The organism is Streptomyces sp. NPDC033136 (assembly GCF_055578235.1).
This window is the reverse complement of the sequence record NZ_JBVIPD010000030.1, coordinates 45,378-67,848: the sequence shown is the minus strand read 5'-3', so window position 1 is coordinate 67,848 and position 22,471 is coordinate 45,378. Positions and strand designations below refer to the sequence as shown.

The 22,471-nt window shown below is 70.3% G+C and carries 24 protein-coding genes; 12 read left to right on the top strand and 12 right to left on the bottom strand.

Annotated elements, in window-relative coordinates:
- Positions 1–10: 10 nt before the first annotated feature.
- Both ACZ5TL_RS35660 and ACZ5TL_RS35655 read right to left on the bottom strand, forming a co-directional pair.
- Positions 11–448, bottom strand: coding sequence for a Fur family transcriptional regulator (locus tag ACZ5TL_RS35660; RefSeq protein ID WP_086562977.1), 438 nt, complete (start codon positions 446–448; stop codon positions 11–13).
- A gap of 51 nt (positions 449–499) precedes the next feature.
- Positions 500–1,075 (bottom strand): heme-binding beta-barrel domain-containing protein, encoded by a 576-nt coding sequence (locus tag ACZ5TL_RS35655; protein ID WP_468594935.1) that lies wholly within the window; start codon positions 1,073–1,075, stop codon positions 500–502.
- Between the two features lie 224 nt (positions 1,076–1,299).
- On the opposite strand from ACZ5TL_RS35655, the gene ACZ5TL_RS35650 reads away from it, so the two are divergent.
- Complete coding sequence (locus ACZ5TL_RS35650) at positions 1,300–1,662, top strand: DsrE family protein (RefSeq protein WP_468594934.1); 363 nt, start codon at positions 1,300–1,302, stop codon at positions 1,660–1,662.
- Between the two features lie 29 nt (positions 1,663–1,691).
- Here the strand turns inward: ACZ5TL_RS35650 and ACZ5TL_RS35645 are convergent, their stop codons facing one another.
- From ACZ5TL_RS35645 to ACZ5TL_RS35610, 8 genes are all read right to left on the bottom strand, one after another.
- Positions 1,692–1,952 (bottom strand): DUF3099 domain-containing protein, encoded by a 261-nt coding sequence (locus ACZ5TL_RS35645; protein ID WP_468594933.1) that lies wholly within the window; start codon positions 1,950–1,952, stop codon positions 1,692–1,694.
- Between the two features lie 86 nt (positions 1,953–2,038).
- Entirely contained in the window at positions 2,039–2,329 is a 291-nt protein-coding gene (locus tag ACZ5TL_RS35640; protein WP_468594932.1) for a DUF1416 domain-containing protein, read from the bottom strand.
- Between the two features lie 44 nt (positions 2,330–2,373).
- The gene (locus ACZ5TL_RS35635; RefSeq protein ID WP_468594931.1) at positions 2,374–3,219 is read right to left on the bottom strand and encodes a sulfurtransferase; all 846 of its coding nucleotides are present in this window, start codon (positions 3,217–3,219) and stop codon (positions 2,374–2,376) included.
- A gap of 136 nt (positions 3,220–3,355) precedes the next feature.
- A complete protein-coding gene (locus ACZ5TL_RS35630) occupies positions 3,356–3,436 on the bottom strand; it encodes a putative leader peptide (protein WP_350310325.1) in 81 nt (26 codons plus the stop codon).
- A 203-nt stretch (positions 3,437–3,639) separates the two neighbouring features.
- Positions 3,640–4,380 (bottom strand): LmeA family phospholipid-binding protein, encoded by a 741-nt coding sequence (locus ACZ5TL_RS35625; RefSeq protein WP_468594930.1) that lies wholly within the window; start codon positions 4,378–4,380, stop codon positions 3,640–3,642.
- A 347-nt stretch (positions 4,381–4,727) separates the two neighbouring features.
- Complete coding sequence (locus ACZ5TL_RS35620) at positions 4,728–5,912, bottom strand: hypothetical protein (RefSeq protein WP_468594929.1); 1,185 nt, start codon at positions 5,910–5,912, stop codon at positions 4,728–4,730.
- Between the two features lie 2 nt (positions 5,913–5,914).
- Positions 5,915–6,169, bottom strand: a complete 255-nt coding sequence (locus ACZ5TL_RS35615) for a MoaD/ThiS family protein (RefSeq protein WP_468594928.1) — start codon at positions 6,167–6,169, stop codon at positions 5,915–5,917.
- 77 nt (positions 6,170–6,246) lie between these two features.
- On the bottom strand, positions 6,247–7,098 hold the full coding sequence (locus ACZ5TL_RS35610; RefSeq protein ID WP_468594927.1) for an alpha/beta hydrolase: 852 nt from the start codon (positions 7,096–7,098) through the stop codon (positions 6,247–6,249).
- A 172-nt stretch (positions 7,099–7,270) separates the two neighbouring features.
- Here ACZ5TL_RS35610 and ACZ5TL_RS35605 point away from each other — a divergent pair, with 172 nt between their 5' ends.
- The 8 genes from ACZ5TL_RS35605 (at position 7,271) to ACZ5TL_RS35570 (ending at position 19,521) form a co-directional block, all read left to right on the top strand.
- Positions 7,271–8,050: a response regulator transcription factor gene (locus tag ACZ5TL_RS35605; RefSeq protein WP_468594926.1), complete on the top strand. Its 780-nt coding sequence runs from the start codon at positions 7,271–7,273 to the stop codon at positions 8,048–8,050.
- A 127-nt stretch (positions 8,051–8,177) separates the two neighbouring features.
- Positions 8,178–9,200: a LacI family DNA-binding transcriptional regulator gene (locus ACZ5TL_RS35600; RefSeq protein WP_468594925.1), complete on the top strand. Its 1,023-nt coding sequence runs from the start codon at positions 8,178–8,180 to the stop codon at positions 9,198–9,200.
- 205 nt (positions 9,201–9,405) lie between these two features.
- Positions 9,406–10,398 carry a S1C family serine protease gene (locus tag ACZ5TL_RS35595; RefSeq protein WP_468594924.1) on the top strand — a complete coding sequence of 331 codons (993 nt, stop codon included), beginning with the start codon at positions 9,406–9,408 and terminating at the stop codon, positions 10,396–10,398.
- 37 nt (positions 10,399–10,435) lie between these two features.
- A complete protein-coding gene (locus ACZ5TL_RS35590; protein WP_468594923.1) occupies positions 10,436–10,624 on the top strand; it encodes a hypothetical protein in 189 nt (62 codons plus the stop codon).
- A gap of 86 nt (positions 10,625–10,710) precedes the next feature.
- Entirely contained in the window at positions 10,711–11,451 is a 741-nt protein-coding gene (locus ACZ5TL_RS35585) for a response regulator transcription factor (RefSeq protein WP_468594922.1), read from the top strand.
- Positions 11,448–12,914 carry a sensor histidine kinase gene (locus ACZ5TL_RS35580; protein ID WP_468594921.1) on the top strand — a complete coding sequence of 489 codons (1,467 nt, stop codon included), beginning with the start codon at positions 11,448–11,450 and terminating at the stop codon, positions 12,912–12,914. The genes ACZ5TL_RS35585 and ACZ5TL_RS35580 overlap by 4 nt, the downstream gene beginning before the upstream one ends.
- A gap of 146 nt (positions 12,915–13,060) precedes the next feature.
- On the top strand, positions 13,061–13,909 hold the full coding sequence (locus tag ACZ5TL_RS35575; protein ID WP_468594920.1) for a hypothetical protein: 849 nt from the start codon (positions 13,061–13,063) through the stop codon (positions 13,907–13,909).
- Positions 13,906–19,521 (top strand): NACHT domain-containing protein, encoded by a 5,616-nt coding sequence (locus tag ACZ5TL_RS35570; RefSeq protein ID WP_468594919.1) that lies wholly within the window; start codon positions 13,906–13,908, stop codon positions 19,519–19,521. The genes ACZ5TL_RS35575 and ACZ5TL_RS35570 overlap by 4 nt, the downstream gene beginning before the upstream one ends.
- A gap of 238 nt (positions 19,522–19,759) precedes the next feature.
- Here the strand turns inward: ACZ5TL_RS35570 and ACZ5TL_RS35565 are convergent, their stop codons facing one another.
- Together ACZ5TL_RS35565 and ACZ5TL_RS35560 are read right to left on the bottom strand one after the other, a co-directional pair.
- Positions 19,760–19,981, bottom strand: coding sequence for a DUF397 domain-containing protein (locus ACZ5TL_RS35565; protein ID WP_468594918.1), 222 nt, complete (start codon positions 19,979–19,981; stop codon positions 19,760–19,762).
- Entirely contained in the window at positions 19,978–20,811 is an 834-nt protein-coding gene (locus tag ACZ5TL_RS35560) for a helix-turn-helix domain-containing protein (protein ID WP_468594917.1), read from the bottom strand. The genes ACZ5TL_RS35565 and ACZ5TL_RS35560 overlap by 4 nt, the downstream gene beginning before the upstream one ends.
- A 138-nt stretch (positions 20,812–20,949) precedes the next feature.
- Here ACZ5TL_RS35560 and ACZ5TL_RS35555 point away from each other — a divergent pair, with 138 nt between their 5' ends.
- From ACZ5TL_RS35555 to ACZ5TL_RS35545, 3 genes are all read left to right on the top strand, one after another.
- Positions 20,950–21,171 carry a hypothetical protein gene (locus ACZ5TL_RS35555; protein WP_468594916.1) on the top strand — a complete coding sequence of 74 codons (222 nt, stop codon included), beginning with the start codon at positions 20,950–20,952 and terminating at the stop codon, positions 21,169–21,171.
- A complete protein-coding gene (locus tag ACZ5TL_RS35550; RefSeq protein WP_468594915.1) occupies positions 21,168–21,446 on the top strand; it encodes a hypothetical protein in 279 nt (92 codons plus the stop codon). Before ACZ5TL_RS35555 ends, ACZ5TL_RS35550 begins: the two co-directional genes overlap by 4 nt.
- 112 nt (positions 21,447–21,558) lie before the next feature.
- Entirely contained in the window at positions 21,559–22,407 is an 849-nt protein-coding gene (locus ACZ5TL_RS35545; RefSeq protein WP_468594914.1) for a hypothetical protein, read from the top strand.
- Positions 22,408–22,471 lie beyond the last annotated feature (64 nt).

Sequence of the window (22,471 nt, the reverse complement as noted above, 5' to 3'; positions counted from 1 at the left end):
ATCCGTAAGCCTACGACTCGGTAGTTGAAGCCTTGAGCGCGCAGTCCTCGCACCGGCCGAAGATCGCGAAGTGCTTCATGTCGGTGTCGAAGCCGAACGTCTGCCGCAGCTTCGCGGTGAACTCGGCGGCCACCGACACATCCGCCTCGATGACGTTCTGGCAGTCCCGGCAGACCAGGTGGAGGTGGTGGTGCCGGTCCGCCAGGTGGTACGTCGGCGCCCCGTGGCCCAGATGCGCGTGGCTGACCAGGCCGAGCTCCTCCAGGAGCTCCAGCGTCCGGTACACCGTCGAAATGTTGACCCCCGACGCCGTCTTCCTCACTTCCACGAGGATGTCGTCGGGGGTCGCGTGCTCAAGGGTGTCCACGGCTTCGAGCACGAGTTGCCGCTGCGGGGTCAGCCGGTAGCCGCGCTGCCGCAGATCGCTCTTCCAGTCGGTGCTCACCACACCCACGAGTCTAGGACTACTTGCATACGGCTGGGTGAGGAAGAGGTGCGGCTACTTGAAGAAGGCGATGCCGTCGTCCGGCATGTCGTCGGGCAGGGCCTTGGCCCAGCGCTCGACCTCCTCCGGGGTGACGACCTTCTTCAGGTGGGCCGACATGTAGGGGCGCAGCTCGACCTCGGGGGTCTGCTTCTCGCCGACCCACATCAGGTCGCTCTTGACGTAGCCGTACAGCCGCTTGCCGCCGGTGTACGGCTGGGAGGCGGCGGTGCGGGCCACGGCGTCCGTCACGAGGTCGATCTGCGGCTTCTTGTCGGCCAGCTCGCCGTACCAGATCTCGATGACGCCGTGGTCGCGGGTCATCGTCACCTCGACCTTGCGGCCGGCGTCGATCCGCCAGAAGCCGTGCTCGGACTCCAGCGGGCGGACCTTGTTGCCGTCCTTGTCCAGCACCCAGGAGTGGGAGCGGTACTCCAGGAAGTCACGGCCGTCATGGGTGAAGGTGACCTCCTGGCCGAAGTTGCACTTCTCGGAGCCGGGGAAGTCGTGCACACCGGCTCCCGCCCAGTTGCCCAGGAGGAAGGCGAGCGGGACGAGGTCCTTGTGGAGGTCGGACGGGATCTCGATCATCAGCAGCTTTTCGTCGTGGACGTACGTCGGGTCTCGGGGGTCAGCGCTGGCCCTGGTACAGCTTCTTCACGGTGAGCCCGGCGAAGGCGAGGACGCCGACGGCGACCAGAACCAGCAGGATTTCGAAGAAGAGTTCCACGGCGTGCTCCTTGAGCGGGGTGCGAATGGGTGCGCAGGGCCGGGCCCCAGCTTACGCGGGCGCCTTGGGCACTACGATTCCGGCCATGGCGAAGAAGCTGGTGATCAAGGTGACGGCGGGGGCCGATGCCCCCGAGCGCTGCTCGCAGGCGTTCACGGTGGCGGCGGTGGCCGTCGCGAGCGGCGTCGACGTGTCCCTGTGGCTGACCGGCGAGTCCGCCTGGTTCGCCCTCCCCGGCCGCGCCGCCGAGTTCGAGCTGCCGCACGCGGCCCCGCTGCCCGACCTGCTCGACTCGATCCTGGCGGCCGGCCGCGTCACCCTGTGCACGCAGTGCGCCGCCCGGCGCGAGATCACGGAGAAGGACGTCATCGAGGGCGTACGGATCGCGGGCGCGCAGGTCTTCGTCCAGGAGGCTATGGCGGAGGAGACGCAGGCGCTCGTCTACTGAGACGTTTCCGCGGAGTGGGGAAACGCCCCTCAGCGGGGACGCTTCTTGCCGTCCAGCTCGTCCCACCACTCGTCGGACTGGGGATCGCCGGACGGGTCGTCCCACCAGCGGTCGTCCGGCCCCCGCCGGTTCGCGACCATCGCGGCGACGGGCGGGATCACCATGGCCACCAGGCACATCCCCACGGCCACGGGGACCGACCACAGGCGTACGACGCTCCACGCCAGGACGAACAGCGCGATGCAGCCGCCCATCATCGTGAAGTAGGCCCGCCGCCGTCGTCCGTACATACGTCCAGCGTAGGTCCGGGCAGGCCGAAGGGCCGCACCCCAGGCGTCCAACCCGGTGGGTGCGGCCCTCCGAGGACCTGACGCCGTCAGACGGCGATCGCGACCTCCGCCAGACCGCCCTGCTGGGCGACGACCGTGCGGTCGGCGGTGGCGCCGCCGGGCACCAGGGCACGGACGGTCCAGGTGCCCTCGGCCGCGTAGAAGCGGAACTGTCCGGTCGCCGAGGTCGGCACCTCGGCCGTGAACTCGCCGGTCGAGTCCAGCAGACGGACGTAGCCGGTCACGGGCTCGCCGTCCTTGGTCACCTGACCCTGGATCGTGGTCTCACCGGGCTTGATCGTCGAGGCGTCGGGGCCGCCGGCCTTCGCACCGCACATGTCGTACTCCTGAAGAGAGGTCTTGAAAGGTCGGTCGGGTTTGCTTACTTGTTGGCGCCGAGCTCGATCGGCACGCCGACGAGGGAGCCGTACTCGGTCCAGGAGCCGTCGTAGTTCTTGACGTTCTCCACACCGAGCAGCTCGTGCAGGACGAACCAGGTCAGCGCGGAGCGCTCACCGATGCGGCAGTAGGCGATGGTGTCCTTGGCCAGGTCGACGCTCTCCGCGGCGTAGAGCTCCTTGAGCTCCTCGTCCGACTTGAAGGTGCCGTCGTCGTTGGCGTTCTTGGACCACGGGATGTTCCGGGCGCTCGGCACGTGGCCGGGACGCTGGGACTGCTCCTGCGGCAGGTGGGCCGGGGCGAGCAGCTTGCCGGAGAACTCGTCGGGCGAGCGCACGTCGACGAGGTTCTGCGCACCGATGGCGGCCACGACGTCGTCGCGGAAGGCGCGGATGGACGTGTCCTGGGCCTTGGCCTTGTAGTCCGTCTTCGGACGCTCCGGCACCTCGTCGCCGGCGACCAGCTCGCGGGCGTCGAGCTCCCACTTCTTGCGGCCGCCGTCGAGGAGCTTGACGCTCTCGTGGCCGTACAGCTTGAAGTACCAGTACGCGTACGAGGCGAACCAGTTGTTGTTGCCGCCGTAGAGGACCACGGTGTGGTCGTTGCCGATGCCCTTGTCCGACAGGAGCTTCTCGAAGCCCTCCTGGTCGACGAAGTCACGGCGGACCGGGTCCTGGAGGTCCTTGGTCCAGTCGATCCGGATGGCGTTCTTGATGTGGTTCTTCTCGTAGGCGGACGTGTCCTCGTCCACCTCGACGATGGCGATGGTCGGGTCGTCCAGGTGCTCCTGGAGCCAATCGGCGTCAACCAGGACGTCGCTGCGGCTCATGCTGTTTCTCCTCCGGGGCAGTTGCGGCGGGGCGTGCGAGGTCTGCGGGGCGCGCCCATGACGAGGGCGGCGCACGGGTGCCCTTGATGCGGGGCGGCGGGGATGCGCGCGCCGGCGAGCAGGCCGGCGCGGTCGCTCAGAAGGTGCGACAGAGCATGGCGGCGACGCGGCACAGGTCTACTGCCCGCCGCTTCGTGAGGTCCGCCTGTCGCTTCATGCCGTCGATCGTAGGGAGGGCAGGGCGGACGTGTCACCGGCGTGTCGCATAGTGAGACGAGATGATCCGAAATATGGGATCGGCGGGCTGTCGGGGCGGTCGCCGCACGGCTTCCGGGTGACTGTATCCGTCGTCACATCTACGCTACGGACGCCGCCGTCTCGCCCACCGGACAGCGCTGGTCGGGCCCGCCGTGGCCGTACCTACCCCGCGAGCCGGACGTTGGAACCCTTCACCGTGATCTCCACACCGTTCGGGGCGGCCTGGACCTTGTCCAGCTGGATGCCGCCGGGGAGACCGTCGATCTTCTGCTGGAAGTCGGTGATGGAACGGACCCGGTTCTCGGCGAGGTCGACACCGGCGAACTTCGGCAGACCGTCGGCCTTCACCCGCACGGTGTCGCCGTCGACCACCGTCACCGAGCTGAGCACGGAGACCGGCTCGGGCAGCTTGGTGCCGAGGACGGTGGCCTCGACGGTGACCTTGATCTTGCCGTTTCCGCCGTCGGAGAGACCGACGATGCTGGCGGTGACGCCCGGGGCGACCTGGGTGGGCTCGGACTTCGCGGTCTTCAGCAGCTCGTCGTAGGCGATGGTCGCGGTACCGGTGGCGTTGGTGGCCGTGGCGGAGCTGTAGTCGCCGGAGAACTCCACGCCCTTCATGTCGGCCTGGAGGTCGTCGATACGGATCTTCTGGTCGCCGTTGCCCGCGGTGGCCTCGTAGTTCTCGATGCCGACCTCGATGTCGTCCAGGGATCCGCCGGCGACCTGCGTCAGGAACGGGAAGCCCTTGATCGACACGTCGGGCGTCGCCGACAGGTTCTCCGTCGTTTTCAGGCGGTCGGCGACCTCGTCCTCGGCGAAGCCGACGGCGAGGCGATCGGCGATCACGAAGAGGCCGCCCAGGATCACGACGAAGATCAGCAGTATTCGCAGTGCGCGCATGCGGTGTTTTCCCCACCCAGTCGGTTAGACGGCGGTCCCTGACGACCGGGTGGCCGTCCTTGCGTGAGGGTAACTCCGTGTGGGGCCGGGGCCCGAGATTTGTCGATCACCTGTGACAGGTACGGCGGCCCGCGCTGCCCGCAGCTCGGCGGATCCGCAGCCGCTGTTACTACGGAAGGGGACGTGTCGGGGGGCCGCCCGCGGCGGTTGGCGCGTCGACGGACAGTCAGTCGGCGTCCGACCCCATCGCGCCGTTCCGAGGACGGACACCCCCCGGCGCGGCCCCGACCCACCACCCGGCGTCAGGCGCCCCGGCCCAGCCGCCGCAGGCACCCGGGACAGAACAGTTAGACCAGCGCCCGCCCCAGCACGTAGACCGCCGGAGCCGCAGCAGCCAGCGGCAGCGCCACCCCCGCCGTGAAGTGGACGAAGCGGGACGGGTAGTCGTAGCTCGCGACCCGGTGGCCGATCAGGGCGCACACCGCCGCGCCCGCGCCCAGGAGGGCACCCGACGTGCCCAGGCCCGTCATCGCACCGGCCGCGACACCGCCGCCCGCCCCCGCGAGCAACGCCGCCCCCACCGACACCGGTGTCGGCAGCGGCAGGGCCCGGGCCAGGACCGCGACCGCCACGGCCACCGCACCGACCGTCACCGCGTCCGCGTCGGCCGCGAGGTACCCGCCCGCCACGATCGCCAGTGCCGACGCGGCGACCGTCGCCATCAGCCCGTACATCCGCTCGTCCGGATCGGCGTGCGACCGCAGCTGCAGCACCAGCGCGAGCAGCACCCACACGCCCAGCGTCCCCAGGATCGCCGCCGGCGAGCGGTCCGACACCAGCAGCGCCGCGTCCGCGGCCAGCGCGCCCGCGAACCCCAGCGCGATGCCCTGCCGCGCCGGCCACATCCCGTTCAGCCGGAACCACCCGGCCGCGGTGACGGCCTGGAGCACGACCAGCGGCACGAGCAGCGCGTACGTCCCGACCACCGCCGCACCGGCCAGCAACAGCCCCAGCAGCGCGGTCAGCGCGGCCGGCTGCATCCCGGGCTCGATGATCGGCGACCGCCCCTCGGCCCGGGCCCGCTGTGCGTCCGTGACGCGCGTGTTCCCGCCGACGGTGGCGGGCCCGTACCCGGGACCGGAAGAGGGCGAGGCCGCGGACGCCTCGGCAACCTCAGCAGGAGCAGGGACTGGAGCAGACCCCGGGGCCTGAGCCTGACCTGAAGTCGAAGCCGAAGCCGGTGCCGGACCCGCGTACCCCTGCGGCGGCAGATATGCCGTCTCGGCAGCGGCCGGCGCGGACACCGGCCGCTGCGTCTGCGTCTCCCACGTCTGCCCTTGCCACTGCTGCGTGTACTGCTGCGCGGCGTGCGGATCGTCGTACCCCTGATACGCCTGCCCGGGCCACGCCTGCTGCGACTGCTGCGACTGAGGCTGCTGCCCGTGAGGGCCGTGGCCGCCGTAACCGCCGTAATCCGCATACCCGTCGTGGCCGTCGTGGCCGTCGTGGCCGTCATACGGCTGGTTGGTCATCGTCACCCTCCTGCGAACGGCGGGAGCACCTCGACCGTGCCGCCGTCGGCCAGCCGTACCGTCTCATGTCCGCGGGTGCCCACCGGGTCGCCGTCCACGAGGAACGAGCACCGCAGCAGGACGCGCTCCAGTTCGCCGGGGTGCCGCTCGCGCACCCCGGCGAGCGCCTCGCCGAGGGTGGCCGCCTCGAACGGCTCCTCGGCCACCCCGGCCGCGGCCTTGGCGGCGGCCCAGTAGCGCACCGTGACCTTTGGCATCTGCTTCCTCAATCGCAAAGTCGCAGCGGACTCACATCAGACTCACACGGGCTCACCCGACGGTGAACCCCGTCAGGCTAGCCCGCCCGGCCGGCGACCCACTCCCCGATCCGCTCCAGCAACTCGTCGCTCGCCGCGTGCTCGGCATGCCCCATGCCGGACTCCAGCCACAGTTCGCCCTGGTCACCGGCGGCCGCGGCCAGCATGCGGGGATGGTCGACGGGGAAGTAGCCGTCGGCATCGCCGTGCACGATCAGCAGGGGCGTGGGCCCGATCCTCGGCACCGCCTCCACCGGCGAGAGCGGGACCGGGTCCCAGTCCCGGTGGTGGACGCGGGTGCGCAATCCGTAGCGGCTCACCACCCGGCCCTCCGGCCGCGTCACCAGCCAGTGCAGCCGCCGCATCGGGGCGGTCCCCCGGTAGTACCACCGGGCGGGCGCGCTCACCGACACCACGGCGCCGGTCTGCCGCGGGTGCAGCGCGGCGTGCCGCAGCACCACCGAGCCACCCATGGAGAACCCCACCGTCCCCACGCGCGCGTGCCCGAGCTCCCGTGCCCACCGCACCGCCGCCGCCAGGTCGAGCACCTCCCGGTCCCCGACCGTCGAGCGCCCGCCGGACGCGCCGTGCCCGCGGAAGGAGAAGGTCACCACGGCCCCGTGGCGCCTGAAGGCCTGCGCCACCCGCCGCACGTGCGGCCGGTCCACGGCCCCGGTGAAGCCGTGGGCGACGACGAACACGGGGTGACCGGAAGGCGACCGGGAGGCGTCGCGTGCGGCCGTGCCCGGGTCGTACACGGCGTCGATCGTCACACCGTCGGCCGTACGCAGAAACGTCCTCGACGGGCTCCGCACGGGCGCTTCCCCAGGCGTCTCGGAGTGTGGACGATCGGTGGAACGCGCCACATGACCTGCCGGACCAGAGCTCATGTGGGCTATTCTGCTGGGCAGAGGACTCGGGCAGCGTCGCCCCCGGGTCCTTTTGTGCTTTCGGAAGCGTTGTATACGAAGCGGGAAACCGCAGGTGTACGGGGCCTTCGGGATCGCAGAGCGGTGCTGTGCCAACAAACGTCCTCGCAGGGACCGAGGAGGAACCAGACGTATGAGTTCTCTGCTGCTCCTGACCAATGCCCTCCAGCCGTCGACGGAGGTGCTCCCCGCCCTCGGACTGCTCCTGCACAACGTGCGTGTGGCCCCCGCGGAGGGCCCCGCCCTCGTCGACACCCCCGGCGCCGACGTCATCCTCGTCGACGGCCGGCGCGATCTCCCACAGGTCCGCAGCCTGTGCCAGCTGCTGCGGTCGACCGGGCCGGGATGCCCGCTCGTCCTCGTCGTCACCGAGGGCGGCCTCGCCGCCGTCACCGCGGACTGGGGCATCGACGACGTCCTGCTCGACACCGCGGGGCCCGCCGAGGTCGAGGCGCGGCTGCGGCTGGCCATGGGCCGGCAGCAGATCGTCAGCGACGACTCCCCGATGGAGATCCGCAACGGCGACCTGTCGGTCGACGAGGCGACGTACTCCGCCAAGCTCAAGGGCCGCGTCCTGGACCTGACCTTCAAGGAGTTCGAGCTCCTGAAGTACCTCGCGCAGCACCCCGGCCGCGTCTTCACGCGTGCCCAGCTGCTGCAGGAGGTGTGGGGCTACGACTACTTCGGCGGTACGCGCACGGTCGACGTGCACGTACGGCGGCTGCGGGCCAAGCTCGGCCCCGAGCACGAGTCGCTGATCGGCACCGTCCGGAACGTCGGTTATCGATTTGTTACGCCGGAGAAGGTGGAGCGCGCCGCCGAGGAGGCGAAGGCAAAGGCGGCCAAGACAAAGCCGAACAACGCGGACGAGTCGACCGCCCTGGACGCCGCCGAGGTCTCCTCCAAGGCGTGAAGAGGCGTATCCCGCCGCCGACCTGGGCATCGCTCCCCACAGCGGCGCCCCGGACGGCGGTCGGGATATCGTATGGATCCTCCCTTACGCCCTGCCCAGAGCCGGTATATCCGCGTAGACTCCGCGCGTGGCCAAGGTGACTCGGGATGATGTGGCGCGGCTGGCAGGGACTTCCACTGCCGTGGTCAGCTATGTCATCAACAACGGACCCCGGCCGGTCGCCCCGGCCACGCGCGAGCGTGTCCTCGCCGCGATCAAGGAACTGGGGTACCGGCCCGACCGGGTGGCCCAGGCGATGGCGTCCCGGCGCACCGACCTCATAGGCCTGATCATCCCGGACGCGCGCCAGCCCTTCTTCGGGGAGATGGCGCACGCGGTCGAGCAGGCCGCCTCCGAGCGCGGGAAGATGGTGCTCGTCGGCAACACGGACTACGTGGGCGAACGCGAGGTCCACTACCTGCGGGCGTTCCTGGGGATGCGGGTCTCGGGCCTGATCCTCGTCAGCCACGCGCTCAACGACCTGGCCGCCGCCGAGATCGAGGCCTGGGACGCCCGGGTCGTGCTGCTGCACGAGCGCCCCGAGGCCATCGACGACGTCGCCGTGGTGACCGACGACCTGGGCGGCGCCCAGCTCGCCGTACGGCATCTGCTGGAGCACGGCTACGCGTACGTGGCCTGTATGGGCGGCATAGCGGAGACCCCCGCGGTCGGCGACCCGGTCTCCGACCACGTCGAGGGCTGGCGCCGCGCGATGGACGACGCCGGCATCTCCACGGAGGGCCGCCTCTTCGAGGCCCTCTACAACCGCTACGACGCCTACCAGACCGCCCTGAAGATCCTTTCCGGCCCCGAGCGCCCGCCCGCGATCTTCTGCTCCACCGACGACCAGGCGATCGGCCTGCTGCGGGCGGCGCGTGAACTGCGGATCGACGTCCCCGGCGAGCTGGCGGTGGTCGGCTTCGACGACATCAAGGAAGCGGCGCTGGCCGACCCGCCCCTGACGACGGTCGCCTCCGACCGCTCGGCGATGGCCCGGGCCGCGGTGGATCTCGTACTGGACGACGGGCTGCGGGTCGCGGGGGCGCGGCGCGAGCGGCTGAAGGTGTTCCCGTCGCGCTTGGTGGTACGGCGGTCCTGCGGCTGCCCGTAGGCTGCCCGTAGTCCTCTCAAGGCCCCTTGCGCAGTCCCTCACGGTCCCTGTCCCTTCCTGGGCCCCCTCACGGTCCCTTCCGCAGCCCCTTCACCCGTCCTCCCGCCCCTTCCCGGGCCGCCTTTATATCGGGCATACGAGGTTCTGTCGGGCTTCTCAGCAAGCCCTCAGGAAGCTCTCATGGTCGGGCGACAAGCTCGATGCCATGACCGAGAGCTTCCACCGCAGTGGCGAATACGAGAACCCTTACCAGGGTCAGCAGCAGGCCCCGGTGAACCCCGAGTGGCCGCCCCCGCCGGCGCACGCCCCGGCGCACGCTCCCCAGAAGCGCACCCGTGGCCCCGTCGCCCTGCTCGCCGCCGTGGCGATCGTGGCAGCGGCGATAGGCGGCGGCACCGCCTACGGCATCCAGGAGCTGACCGGCAACGGCACCGTCTCCTCCAGCTCCACCAGCACCACCGTGGTGCCCTCCAGTCAGAAGGGCACGGTCGCCGGGGTCGCCAAGGCGGTCAGCCCCAGCATCGTCGAGATCAGCGCCGACTCGGGCGCCGGTTCCTCCACCGGCTCCGGCGTGATCATCACGAGCGACGGCGAGATCGTCACCAACAACCACGTCGTCTCCGGCGCCTCGCAGATCAAGGTGACGACCAACGACGGCACGTCGTACTCCGCCAAGATCGTCGGCACCGACGGCAAGAAGGACCTGGCGCTGATCAAGCTGGAGAACGCCTCCGGCATGAAGGCGGCGACGCTCGGCGACTCGTCCGGGGTGCGGGTCGGCGACCAGGCCGTGGCGATCGGCTCGCCCGAGGGCCTGTCCGGCACCGTGACCAGCGGCATCATCTCGGCGCTCGACCGTGACGTCACGGTCCCGACGGACGAGGACCAGGGGCAGCAGTCCCAGCAGGGGGACGGGTGGCCGTTCGAGTTCGGCGGGCGGCAGTTCAACGGCGACACCGGCAACGACACGACGACGTACAAGGCACTCCAGACCGACGCGTCCCTCAACCCGGGCAACTCCGGCGGTGCGCTGATCGACATGAACGGCAACATCATCGGCATCAATTCCGCGATGTACTCGCCGACCAGCCAGGCCTCTTCGTCCTCCGCGGCAGGCAGTGTCGGCCTGGGCTTCGCCATCCCGATCAACACCGTCAAGGCCGACCTCGCGAAGCTGCGGGCCGGTTCGACCGGCTGAGTTCCCCGGGTGAGTTCCCCGGGTGAGGAGTACGACGATGATCCAGCAGGTTCCGCACACGGTGCCGGGGGCCGACCCGGTGGGGTTCGCGCTGCCGCTGGCGGTGGCGTACGCACTGCACGCACCGGCGCCGGCGACGGCGACGCGGGCGCCCGAGGTCGCGACGGCCGAGGCCCGGCCTGCCCGCCCGGCCGCCGCCGCCCGGCGCCGCAAGGTACGGGGCTGACGCTCCTCCCGGCCCGCCCCGCGGGCGTGCGAGGCTGAGAGCGTCAGTGCCCCCGTCCGTCCCTTCATCCTCGAGGACCCCGACCCATGAGCAGCCCCGCAGACGGCGACCGTGACTCCCAGCGCATCCTGATCGTCGACGACGAGCCGGCGGTGCGCGAAGCACTCCAGCGCAGCCTCGCCTTCGAGGGGTACGGGACCGAGGTCGCCGTCGACGGCGCGGACGCCCTGGAGAAGGCGGCGGCGTACCGCCCCGACCTGGTCGTCCTGGACATCCAGATGCCCCGCATGGACGGCCTGACGGCGGCACGCCGCATCCGCGGCACCGGCGACACGACGCCGATCCTCATGCTCACGGCCCGCGACACGGTCGGCGACCGGGTGACCGGCCTCGACGCGGGCGCCGACGACTACCTGGTCAAACCCTTCGAGCTCGACGAACTCTTCGCCCGGATCCGCGCGCTGCTGCGCCGCAGCTCCTACGCGGCGGCCGTGGGCGCGGGCAGTCCGGCCGACGAGGACGGGCTCACCTTCGCCGACCTGCGCATGAACCTCGCGACGCGGGAGGTCACGCGGGGAGGCCGCCAGGTGGAGCTGACCCGCACGGAGTTCACGCTCCTGGAGATGTTCATGGCGCACCCGCGCCAGGTCCTCACCCGGGAGCAGATCCTGAAGGCCGTCTGGGGCTTCGACTTCGAGCCGTCGTCGAACTCCCTCGACGTGTACGTCATGTACCTGCGCCGCAAGACCGAGGCGGGCGGGGAGCCGCGCCTCGTGCACACGGTGCGGGGCGTCGGTTACGTGTTGCGGCAGGGCGGCGCCGAGTGAACAAGGCCGTACGCCGGTTCCGCTCGCTGCCGATCCGGTCGCGCCTGGCGCTGCTGGTGGCGGCGGCGGTGGCGTTCGCGGTGGCGGCGGTGTCGGTGACCTGCTGGTTCATCGTGCAGGGGAAGTTGTACGACGAGATCGCCAACGCCCTGACGTCATCGGTCGGACCGCTGCGTCCGGAAGAGTTCCAGACCCTCACGGACAGCTGCCCTCAGACACCTTCCGACTCGCTGGGCATGGGGTCGCGGCCCAAGAGCTACGGGCAGCTGGTCCGGGGCGACGGCAAGGTGTGTCTCTTCCCGAGTTCCACGGCCCAGGTGCAGGTCAGCGCCGACGACAAGGCCGTGGCCAGGGACCCCGACCCGAACCAGGCCCACATCCGCGACGGCGTCGACAACGACGGCAACAAGCTGCGCGTCCTGACCACGGCGGTCGTCGTCAAGGACGGACCCCTGACACAGGGCGTGGCCGCCGACTACTCCCTCGTCATCGCCCTGCCGCTCAAGGGAACCCAGTCCACGCTCAACGAGCTGGCCCTGATTCTCCTCCTGGTCTCCGGCGTGGGAGTCCTCGGCGCCGGAGCCGCCGGCCTGGCCGTCGCCCGGGCCGGGCTGCGTCCCGTCGACAAGCTGACCGAGGCCGTCGAGCACGTGGCCCGCACGAAGGACCTGAACATCCGCATCCCGGTGGAGGAGGACAGCGAGGACGAGATCGCCCGCCTTTCCCACTCCTTCAATTCCATGACCTCGGCCCTGGCCAGCTCCCGTGACCTCCAGCAGCAACTGATCGCGGACGCCGGCCACGAACTCCGCACCCCTCTCACCTCCCTCCGCACCAACATCGAGCTCCTCACCCGCAGCGAGGAGACGGGCCGCCCCCTGCCCGAGGCTGACCGCAAGGCGCTGCTCGCGTCGGTGAAGGCGCAGATGACGGAACTGGCCGCGCTCATCGGCGACCTCCAGGAACTGTCCCGGCCCGACACGGGCCAGCACTCGGGCAGGACACAGATCGTCGCCTGGCACGACACGGTCGAGTCGGCACTGCGACGGGCACGGCTGCGGGGCCCGGAGCTGACCATCACGGCGGACATCGAGCCCTGGTTCGTCCGGGCTGAACCTTCCGCCCTGGAGCGGGCGGTGGTCAACATCCTCGACAACGCGGTGAAGTTCAGCCCGGAGGGCGGCACGATCGAGGTACGGATGGCCGACGGCACCCTCACGGTCCGCGACCACGGCCCGGGCATCCCCGCCGACGAACTCCCCCACGCCTTCGACCGCTTCTGGCGCTCGCCGAGTGCGCGGGCGCTGCCGGGCTCGGGGCTGGGCCTGTCGATCGTGGCGCGGACGGTGCAGCAGGCAGGGGGTGAGGTGTCACTGGCCCGGGCCGAGGGCGGCGGCACGGTGGCGACGGTACGGCTGCCGGGGGCGGCGGTGCCGCCGCCGGAGGGTCTGGCGTCGGCCTGAGGGACCGAGTGAGGCTACAGGACATCGCCATGAACTCCGATCTGTGGCCGACGAGATGGGCTTACCCAATTCACCCGAAACGCCGGACCCGAGTCTCGGCTGATGGTTTACTTGATGCCTGGTCCGAGGGCAGGGGGGAGCCCGTGGTGGCTACGGTGGTCCTGGTACACGGAATCGGCCAGCAGGTGCTGGGGGAACGGACTCTGCTCGCGCAGTGGGTTCCGGCGCTCTTGGACGGGCTGGCCAGGGCAGGGTGCCCGGCCGTTCCGGACACCGCCATGGCCTTCTACGGCGATCTGTTCCGGCCTCCGGCCACGTCGCTGGCCGGAGGCGAACCGTTGTACAGCGCCGCTGATGTAGCACCTGGTCAGGAACTGGACCTGCTCACCTCTTGGTGGGTGCACGCCGCCGAGGTCGACGAAGGGGTGGCGCCGCCGAACGGGAACACCCTCGCTCGTACATCCGAGCGCGCGCAACGCGCGCTGCGGCAGCTCTCTAACAGCCGCTACTTCGCCAAGCTGAGTGAGCGGGCGATGGTCGGCGATCTCAAGCAGGTCACCACCTACCTGTCCGACCCCCGGGTCCGGGCCACAGCCCGTGCGCGGGTGACGGCACTGATCGGCCCGGACACCCGGGCCGTCGTGGCTCACTCACTGGGCTCCGTGGTCGCCTACGAGGCGCTGTGCGCGACTCCTGGCCACGGGGTGCGTCTCCTGGTGACCCTGGGATCACCGCTGGGCATCCCGTACCACATCTTCCACCGGCTCGACCCCGCGCCCAGCGGCGCGCTCGGTGCATGGCCCGGCGGCGACTCCCTGACGTGGACCAACATCGCAGACTCCGGCGACGTGGTGGCACTGGTCAAGGACCTGCGCCCGTGCTTCGGCGACCGCGTGCGCAATGTGCTGGTGCACAACGGGTCCAACGCCCACTCTGTCATCCCCTACCTGACCGAGGGGCGCACGGGCGCGGCGATCGCGGCAGTGCTGGGATGAGCGAACCGCCGGGGCGCCGGTTCCTCCTCGCCACCGTGACCCCCCGATACCCGAGGCAACCCGACTGGGACCGCCCGGAACTGGCCGAGGCGTGTGAGCAGGTCGTGGGCCTGTTCACGGAGCGGTTCGGCTATGAACTGGCGGAGGCCCCGCTGACGGGCCCCACCGCAGCCGACCTGACGGCGCGTCTGCGCGCCTTCTGCCGCCGCGACGACCTGACCCGCGAGGACATGCTGGTCGTCTACATCGGCACCCACGGCGAGGTCCTGAGCAGCGGGGAACACGTCCTGCTCACCAGCGACACCGACCCCAGCGACATCGACGACGCCCTGGCCACCAGTGACCTCACCAAGAAGGTCGTCCAGGGCACCAACGTCCGCCGCGTCCTGCTGCTGGTCGACACCTGCTACTCCGAGCGGGGCGGCAGCGACCTGGTGGCCCAGGCGGTCGTACGGACCGCGACCGCCTGGGCCCAGGATCTCGGCTCGGCCTTCGGAGTCATCACATCGGCGAAACCCGCCCAGGAGGCGGCCACCGGCGCCTTCCCCGCGCTCCTGAGCGCCGCGCTCGACGACCTCGACGCCAGCGGTTACCGAGGCCCCGCCTACCAGCCCGATGCCATCGTCGACGCGATGAACCGCAGTACCCTGCGCCCCGGCCACCAGGTCATCAGTACCAACTGGGTCGGCCTCACCGGTGTGGTACCGCCCTTCTTTCCCGTGCCGGACCGGGCCGTCGATCCCTCCGTCGAGGCCCTGTCGCCCGCTGTCTTCCGTACCGTCGCGGAAGGGTATCTGCGTTGGGCGGCAAACGCCTGGCGCTACATCGATCTCGGCGACCTGGGTGCGGAGGCCGGCGAGCAGGAGGTGCGACGGGTGCGCAGGCTGCCCCTGCGCACCATGTACATCTCGCTTCAGGCCGACGCCCGCACCGCCGACGACCGGGCGCGCTCCGAGGAGTTGCGCCTCCTGGACGCCGCCGAGATCGCGGTCGGGGGCTCCTGGGGCAACCGACTGATCGAGATCCTGGAGCGGGGCTCGCGGCAGACCGCGGGCTCGGCCTCGGCCGACCCTGATCCGGTAGACTTGGAGGACGCGTTCGAGCGGAACCGGGTGGTGGTCGTACTCGGGGATCCCGGCACCGGCAAGACCGTGCTGTGCCAGTGGCTCGGCTCGGAACTGGCCTTGGAGGGCCGGGACGTCCTGCTGGGCCGCGCGGACGGTGCGCTCCGGATTCCGCTGCGCTTCCGCGTGGCCGACTACGCCGCACACAACGCGAGCCGGTTCGCCGCAGGTGAGGACACCGACGACCTGCCTGCCTTCCTCGCCGCGTCGATGCCGGAGGAGGCGCTCGCCGCCATCGGGTACGGGTCCGACACCTTGCGCACGATGTTCGCGACCGCGCTGGTGGACGGCAACGCGGTGATGCTGGTCGACGGCCTCGACGAACTGGTGCGCTATCGCGGTGAGGTAGTCCGCGCGGTGGACGGGCTGGTACGGGAGCACGTCACCGCCACGGACGGGCCGGCCAAGGTGCTGATCACCAGTCGGGTGGCGGGGTACGACGAGGTGCACCTGACCATCGACGGCATCGCCCACTACCGCATCCGGCCGCTGACGGGCCCTCAGATCGAGGCGTTCGTGACCCAGTTCTTCACAGAGATCCGGGCCGTGAACGAGATCGCGCCGTTCACAGCACAGTTGCAGTCAAGCAATCCTACGGTGCGCAGGCTGGCCCGTACTCCGCTGCTGTTGACCTCGATGTGTTCGTACTGGCACCGTCACCGCGCGCTGCCGGCCACCCGAGCGGGCCTGTACCGCCAACTGCTGCTCGACATCGCCTACCGCTGGCGGCGCTTCCCGGGCATCACCGATCCCGAACTGGACGGAGTGCTGGCCGATGAGGACGCGTTCCTGTCGATGCTCTCCCGGGTCGCCTTGTGGATGCAGGACAACGGGGACATCCGTATCCGCGAGGACAAACTGGTGGAATTCCTCGACGAGGCCCTGTTCGGCGCCTCCAGGCTGACCGGTGACGGCACCGGCGCCGTCGCCCTGCGACTGGTCGACCACATCCGGGAGAAAGTCGGTGTGCTCGCCGAGTTCTCCCCCGGCGAGTTCGGCTTCTCGCACCAGACCTTCCGCGAGTACCTGGTCGGCCTGTCCCTGCTCGACGGCGAGGTCCCGTTGCCGGACCGCATCGCGGAAGTGATCCACGACCCCAGCTGGCGGGAGCCCATCCTGTTGGTGCTGGGCGAGAGCACACCCGAGCTGCGCAACGCGGTGATGGCCCGGGGCGCCGACGCGGAAGATCCGGAGCCGTGGATTCGCGTCTTCCTGACCGCGCAACTGGAGGCCGCGCCGGGCGAGCAGTACCTGGGCGAGGTCTCCGAACTCCTGAAGCTTGTCGCGCAGACCTACGAGGTACTGCGCGCGACGGGGGAGCCCTTCGACCGGCTGGACGATGCCGTTGCCGAGGTCCGGGCCCACGTGGGTTCGGGATTCGACAAGGTGGCGATGACCGCACTGGACTCCCCGGGGGCGCTCGGTCCGCTCACCGCCCTCTACCTGCGCCGGGAGTGGCTCGGTGAGTCCGTGACGAGTTGTCTCCTGGCACACGTGGACGAGGACCCACCGGAGTGGGGCCAGCCGGTGCAACGGGCGCTTCGCCGCGCCGCGGGACCCCCACCGAGGAGAACGGTCTTGATCCTCGACGAGTTGTACGTGCCGGAGGACGACGGGACCGAACAGTCGCGGCAGGCCCGTACCTCCGTGGAACTCGGCCGGGCCGCATGGGAACGCGAGCGCAGGCGGGTCGACCAGGCCGAGGTGGAGTCGCTGGTGCTGCCCTTGCCCCGGTTGCTCACCGCGGACGACGGGCTGTGGGCGCGCTGTCGGCTCGATCCTGCGGTGACGCGCGTGCTGGTGACCCTCTTCGGTGGGCTCGACCACCAGGACGTACTGCGGTGGACACTCGAGTACGACGACTTCGCCAGACTGCTGAGCAAGCCGGACGACAAGCGGGCGGCGGAGATCGAACGCCGCGCCTCCGAACTGGTACCGCGCTTCAAGGCTGACGACATCGTCTACAACATCGCCGTGTATCTCGACACCGTGGGCAAACCCGCTCGCCGCCCCGTCGCTCTCGACCCGCTGTGGATGACCCGGCCGGGTACGCCGGACATCACTGCAGCGGTGCGGAAGTGGCTGCTCACCAGCCCAGGGGAGGCGGATGCTCTGCGGGCCGTGCTGCGGGCGGGGACGACCGGCGACGGCACGGCGGCGGACCACGCCGAGGCGGAACTCGGGCTGCTCGCGCTCGACGGCACTCCGACCAGCGGGGACGCCGCGACCACGCGCGCGCTCATCCGGACGGTGGAGTCCGTGGCGGACGCGGTCATCCGCGCGTGCCTGTTCCTGCACGACCGGGTGTGGTCGCCCCGCAATGACCTCGACGACCTCACTCGCTCGGCGGTACATCTCGCCGTGCTGCGGCTGCTGCATGCCGTGGGTGCCTGGCCGCATGTTCTGACGCTGCACACCGGGAACATGAGACATCCGCTGCGGCAGGCGACCGCCTTGGCCGAGTTTCTCACCGGCCGATGGCAGGAGGAGCCGCCCACCTCCCCACTGCTGAACCCCACGGCGGTCCTGGCGTGGTTGGCGGTGCTGCCTGGGCAGTGCCGAAGGCCGGGCGTCGTCCGGAAGTCCGTGCTGTCCCGGCTGCGGGTGGTGGATCCGCAGCAGGAGCACCCGTGGGCGGCGACCCTGGAAGCACTGCCCGCCGGCTCCGACACCGATGCCGGTGCCTCTGTGGACGAAGCCGTGCGGCTGTCCGCCACGGCACTCGGCTCCGTGCTCGGCACCCTCCCCTCGGAGGTGCGTATCGCCCTCGAAACCGGTGCTCTGCTGCTGGACGAGCTGCGCCGCACCGACCCGACGGCTCTGCCCGGCGCACGGTACGCCCCGGCTCAGCTCCGTGCCCTCACCCTGCTCGACGCGGAGGGCACACGGGAATTGCTGGGCGGCGAACCTGGCGCCGCGGTCCAGGCGCTGGCCCTGGTTCACCGGGTCACCGGCGACGCCGCCGAGTCCCTGGCGGCGGGTTTGGCGCAGGAACCCCCGGACACGGGCTGGGCCCCCTACGCGCGCGATGTCCTGAGGCTGCACGAACTGGAGAACCGGCCGTGGAAGGAGGACACAGGCGCCGCCCTGGTCGATCTGGTGTGTACCGCGAGCGCCACCACAGCCGCGACGGCGCATCTCGTCCTGCTCGGCCCGTTGCGTGGTGTGGACCGTGACGACCGCGAGCACCGGGTCTCCGAACGCGGCGTGGGCGCATGGTGGGGGATGGCCGCGGCGCTGCGCACCGAGACACGGCCGCTCCGGCGCGGTCTGCTCCGCAAGGCCCTGTCGCAGTGGGACATCGACGAACCGGATGCCGTACGAGAGGCACTGCGCCGCGCGGCCGAGGAGCCGCACGGGCACCGGACCTGGCTCCTGACGCTGTTCAGCGTGCCGCGCTGGCGGCAGGGCGCCCAGCGGGTGCTCACGGAGTGGGTGGCCGAGGCCGACGACCTGGAGAGCGCGCTGGCCGCGCACCTCGCGGTGGCCCTGCAGCTCGGTGCCGGCCACGAGGTCGTACCGGAGCTGGTGGCCGCTGCGGCCGGCACCGCCGAACGGGTCGGGGCGTCGGCGTGCCGCCTGCCGGGGGAGGCCGGTGCCCCCTGGGCGATCGGACTGACCGCCCAGGTGGTGCAGGCGTGTACGGCCGCGCTGGCAGCCGGGCTGACCGGGGATGCGGCCGCAGAGGAAGCGATCCGGCAGCTGAGGGCCGGGGCCCTCCCGGTGGGGCGCACTGATCAGGAGCTGGCCGCCTTTGGGGCGATGGCCTACTTCCCGCTCGGTGCGCGCCCCGACATCGCGGCACCGTTCATCCCTGAGGATGTCGATGTGGACGCCATGACCAGCCTGCTGCTGGCATGGCTGCCCATGCTGCGTTCCCGCTGGGACGACGCGTCGCTGATCGAGATCCCGACCGTCTGCGCCGTGCTCAACATCCTGGTGGCGATGACCTCGCGCGACCCGTTGCCGTTCCTCGTGCGCGCGGAGCCCGCCCGCGTGCAGCCGTTGCTCAGCGCGCAGGTGCTTGACGGGAACGACCTGGCCGCGATGGCCGCGGTGTCATTGCTGGCGGCCCTGCGTCATGTCGACCTGGAACCCGCCGAGGGCCCGGGGCTCATGGACGTGGTGGAGACGGCGCTGCTACGGGACGCGCTGGTCGGCGAGGCGGCGCTGGACTGTGTACGGTCGCTGCGGCACGTGCGCGGCGGCTCGGTGGCCGGTGTGCTGCTCGACCGGGTCGCGGCCACCCGAAACGAGTCGGTGGCCCAAGGGCTGGCCGGGCTCGCCGTCGCCTACGCCCAGTCCCCCTCCTGCCCGTCCGCTGACCAGCGGAAGATCCGCTCGTCGCTCACCGACTCCCTGGCGGAGCACGGCTGGTGTCACGCGGTGCGCTTGGAAGGCTCCGGCTCGGCGGACGACCCCGTCGTCCCGGTGGTCGGCCCGGACCGCCGGAGCGAGGTGCGGCGGTGGCTGCGCAGAGGAGACTGACCGGCGCCGATCGCCGAGTACCAGCCGGTCACGCCGACTCGAGGCCCTGAGCGGCCTGCTGCTCTAAACCGTGGTCCACCGTGATCAGCGACAACGGATGGCTCGTCGTCGCATGGCGCCTGGGCCGTCGGACAGCTCCGGAGCGTCGTCGATGGGCTGCCCGTTGGCCAACGCACGGCGGTTCACATGAGAAGTTCTGGCGAGAGGGAGATCAAGAAGGAGAGATCGATGCCCCGAGTCATCCCGAGATGTGCACCGAGCTGTCGTCCTTGACGCCGGCCAGGAACGACGCCCAAGGGCTACCGCTGAACACGAGTATCGGGCCGTGGGGGAGCTTGCTGTCGCGGACGGGGACCATGCCGGGGTGGCCGTCGCCGACCTCCAGGCAGTTCGAGGCCCCGCCGTCGCTGTAGGAGGACTTGCGCCACACCGCGGTGGTGAGGTCAGGGGTTCGGTTCATGGTCTGTACTCCTCCAGAAGGCGCTTGATGAACGCCGTCGAGTCCGCCGGGCTCAGTGCCGCATCCCTGACGAGATCGTAGGACAAGCGGTAGGACAGGACCCTGTCCGGATCGTCGATCAACTGCCCGATCCCGTTGCCCTCCACGTAGGCGACAGGATCCCCGACGCGCTGCCACAACAGGATGAGGTCGCTGTTCATAAGGTCGTGCACACCGGCCGTGTAAGGCAGCACCTGAATTGCGACATTCGGCCGCTCCGCAGCGTCCACCAGGTGTGACAACTGGTCGGCCCAGACCTTCGGGTCGGGAACCGGCCGTCGTACCGCACCCTCGTCCAGAATCACCCGCACGCTCGGCGCAGACTGGCGATGGAGCAGCTCCTGCCGCCCCATCCGCGCGGCCACCTGTTCCTCGACGTCCTCACTGTTGCCTGCCGTTGTCTGCGCGCCGGACAACCCTGACAACACCGCTCGGGCGTAGTCCTCGGTCTGCAACAGCCCCGGTACGCGCAGTTGGAACATCCACATGATCTGCGCCGTCGCCTCAAGGTCCATGAACGCCTTGTACTTGTCCTTGATGACCTCCCTGCGGGCATCCCGCCATTCACGAACCAGCAGGTCACCGCACCCGTAGTAGCTGTCCAGGTCTTCCATGACCGCCCGCTTGGAGAGCCGCTCCCCCTTCTCCAGACGGCTCAGATAGCTCTTGTCGTACCCGGTGCCCTCGGCCAACTGCCCGAGCGACTTACCCGCCTGCTCGCGCAGGAACCTCAGCGTCCGGCCGAGGGCCACCCGCCCCGACTCCCGCTCCCCGTCAACCAATTCGCCCACGTCACCCCTCACCGTTGCCTGGAGCGCCAGGCAACACCTGGCCCCTTCCGCAGCGTACGGGTGACCAGTGACGATGAGGGCACGAACGGTAATCACCGCTCGTCAATCCCCTGCCCCGCCCTGAGAAGGGACGCTTCCGTGCGCCTGCGCATCGCTGAACTCTGCGAGTCGGCCCTGCTCCTCCTCGTGCGACTCCTGCTCCCCGCCCGAGGGCGTCACCGAGCCATCACGCCGGTGCGACGGGCCCCGGCCGTCCCCCACTCCCCGCCGCACACCCGCCGCCCCCTCCACGTGGAGCCCCTCGTGATGGACACCCCCCTCGTACGGCCGTACCTCCGCGCCCTGGAGGTCTCCGCATGAGGCTCCTGCCCTGGACCGGCACCGACGGCAAACCCTGCTACCTCAGCACCGACGACCCGCACAGCCTGCTCTCCCGGCTCGCCGACGACATCGAGGCGGCTCAACTCGCCTCCGCCCAACAGGTCCTCGCAGGCGCCGGCGCCGTACTGCGCGACCCCGAGGCCGGTGAACGCGCCGTGCGCTTCGCTTTGGTCAGGGCCTTGGAGTCACTGGGGGACGTGCTGCGGGTCGCGGTCAGCCGTGGGGATGGGGACGCCGGACAAAGCAGGACTTGACCCGCCACCAGCTGTCGATGTCCTGTCATACCCATCAGTAGCGCAAACGCGCGCCCCTGCTCTGGCATCTTCACTGCCGTCACAGAACCGCCAACAGGAGTGAGCGACCCCCATGCGTCTCATTCGTAAGTCAACTCTCAGAAAGTGCGGCGCTGTTGCCGCAACCACCGCCCTCGCCGTCACCGGTCTGCTGACCGGCGCGGGGACCGCTGCCGCCGGGCCCGCCGGGGCGACCAACATCCGGGGCGTGGATCCCGGGGACACCGACCGGATGATCGAACGGCTCTGCAGTCAGGAGACGAGCCTGACGGGCGTGTACGGCGCCCTGAACGTCGACACCGGTGAGTTCAAGACCCAGGACGAGTACCTGCGGGACGTCTTCGGGCTGTGGAAGCCCGCCGGGCCGTGGGAGCTGTTCCGCGGCTGGTGCGGGTACGCCGAGGCCTCGACCTGGTCCATCAAGGGTGACACCGTCCGCACGTCACGCTGGATCGGCAACAAGGGATCCGCCGACGACAAGGAGACCTTCGTCAGCAGCTACAGCACCAAGACGTTCGCGAAGAAGAGCGTCGGCGGCACCATCAGCCTCTCCCTCGCCAAGAGCATCTTCAGCGGAACCGTGGGCGGCAGCGCCGGGTACGAGTGGGGCTGGGAGAAGGAGTCCCGGTTCGAGACCCGCAGCGAGAAGACCATCCCGCCCTGCCGGCAGGTCGCCGTGACCTGGACGCCGTATCAGCGTGTCGTGCGCGTCAACCCCGTCTTCCACGTCGAGGACTACCAGTGGAACAAGGGCGACGGGGACCGGACCGTGCACAGCTGGCGTGGCCGGGGCTATCAGACCATCTACTCCTACGGGTATTACATCGACGGCATCTCCGACAAGCTCCTCCCCAGCGGCCAGCCCGACGGCCGTGAGGACAAGATCGAGGAGAAGCTCGACCCCAAGTCCTGCATCAAGTAGGGCGGATACCCCGGCAACCTTTCCGTGTGGGGCGGCGACTGATCAGCGGTCATTCCCCCACACG

Bases quoted from the DNA above. Each gene is read 5' to 3' on its own strand.
- ACZ5TL_RS35655 (WP_468594935.1), bottom strand. From the start codon at position 1,075: ATGATCGAGATCCCGTCCGACCTCCACAAGGACCTCGTCCCGCTCGCC.
- ACZ5TL_RS35650 (WP_468594934.1), top strand. From the start codon at position 1,300: ATGGCGAAGAAGCTGGTGATCAAGGTGACGGCGGGGGCCGATGCCCCC.
- ACZ5TL_RS35645 (WP_468594933.1), bottom strand. From the start codon at position 1,952: ATGTACGGACGACGGCGGCGGGCCTACTTCACGATGATGGGCGGCTGC.
- ACZ5TL_RS35640 (WP_468594932.1), bottom strand. From the start codon at position 2,329: ATGTGCGGTGCGAAGGCCGGCGGCCCCGACGCCTCGACGATCAAGCCC.
- ACZ5TL_RS35635 (WP_468594931.1), bottom strand. From the start codon at position 3,219: ATGAGCCGCAGCGACGTCCTGGTTGACGCCGATTGGCTCCAGGAGCAC.
- ACZ5TL_RS35630 (WP_350310325.1), bottom strand. From the start codon at position 3,436: ATGAAGCGACAGGCGGACCTCACGAAGCGGCGGGCAGTAGACCTGTGC.
- ACZ5TL_RS35625 (WP_468594930.1), bottom strand. From the start codon at position 4,380: ATGCGCGCACTGCGAATACTGCTGATCTTCGTCGTGATCCTGGGCGGC.
- ACZ5TL_RS35620 (WP_468594929.1), bottom strand. From the start codon at position 5,912: ATGACCAACCAGCCGTATGACGGCCACGACGGCCACGACGGCCACGAC.
- ACZ5TL_RS35615 (WP_468594928.1), bottom strand. From the start codon at position 6,169: ATGCCAAAGGTCACGGTGCGCTACTGGGCCGCCGCCAAGGCCGCGGCC.
- ACZ5TL_RS35610 (WP_468594927.1), bottom strand. From the start codon at position 7,098: ATGAGCTCTGGTCCGGCAGGTCATGTGGCGCGTTCCACCGATCGTCCA.
- ACZ5TL_RS35605 (WP_468594926.1), top strand. From the start codon at position 7,271: ATGAGTTCTCTGCTGCTCCTGACCAATGCCCTCCAGCCGTCGACGGAG.
- ACZ5TL_RS35595 (WP_468594924.1), top strand. From the start codon at position 9,406: ATGACCGAGAGCTTCCACCGCAGTGGCGAATACGAGAACCCTTACCAG.
- ACZ5TL_RS35590 (WP_468594923.1), top strand. From the start codon at position 10,436: ATGATCCAGCAGGTTCCGCACACGGTGCCGGGGGCCGACCCGGTGGGG.
- ACZ5TL_RS35585 (WP_468594922.1), top strand. From the start codon at position 10,711: ATGAGCAGCCCCGCAGACGGCGACCGTGACTCCCAGCGCATCCTGATC.
- ACZ5TL_RS35570 (WP_468594919.1), top strand. From the start codon at position 13,906: ATGAGCGAACCGCCGGGGCGCCGGTTCCTCCTCGCCACCGTGACCCCC.
- ACZ5TL_RS35565 (WP_468594918.1), bottom strand. From the start codon at position 19,981: ATGAACCGAACCCCTGACCTCACCACCGCGGTGTGGCGCAAGTCCTCC.
- ACZ5TL_RS35550 (WP_468594915.1), top strand. From the start codon at position 21,168: ATGAGGCTCCTGCCCTGGACCGGCACCGACGGCAAACCCTGCTACCTC.
- ACZ5TL_RS35545 (WP_468594914.1), top strand. From the start codon at position 21,559: ATGCGTCTCATTCGTAAGTCAACTCTCAGAAAGTGCGGCGCTGTTGCC.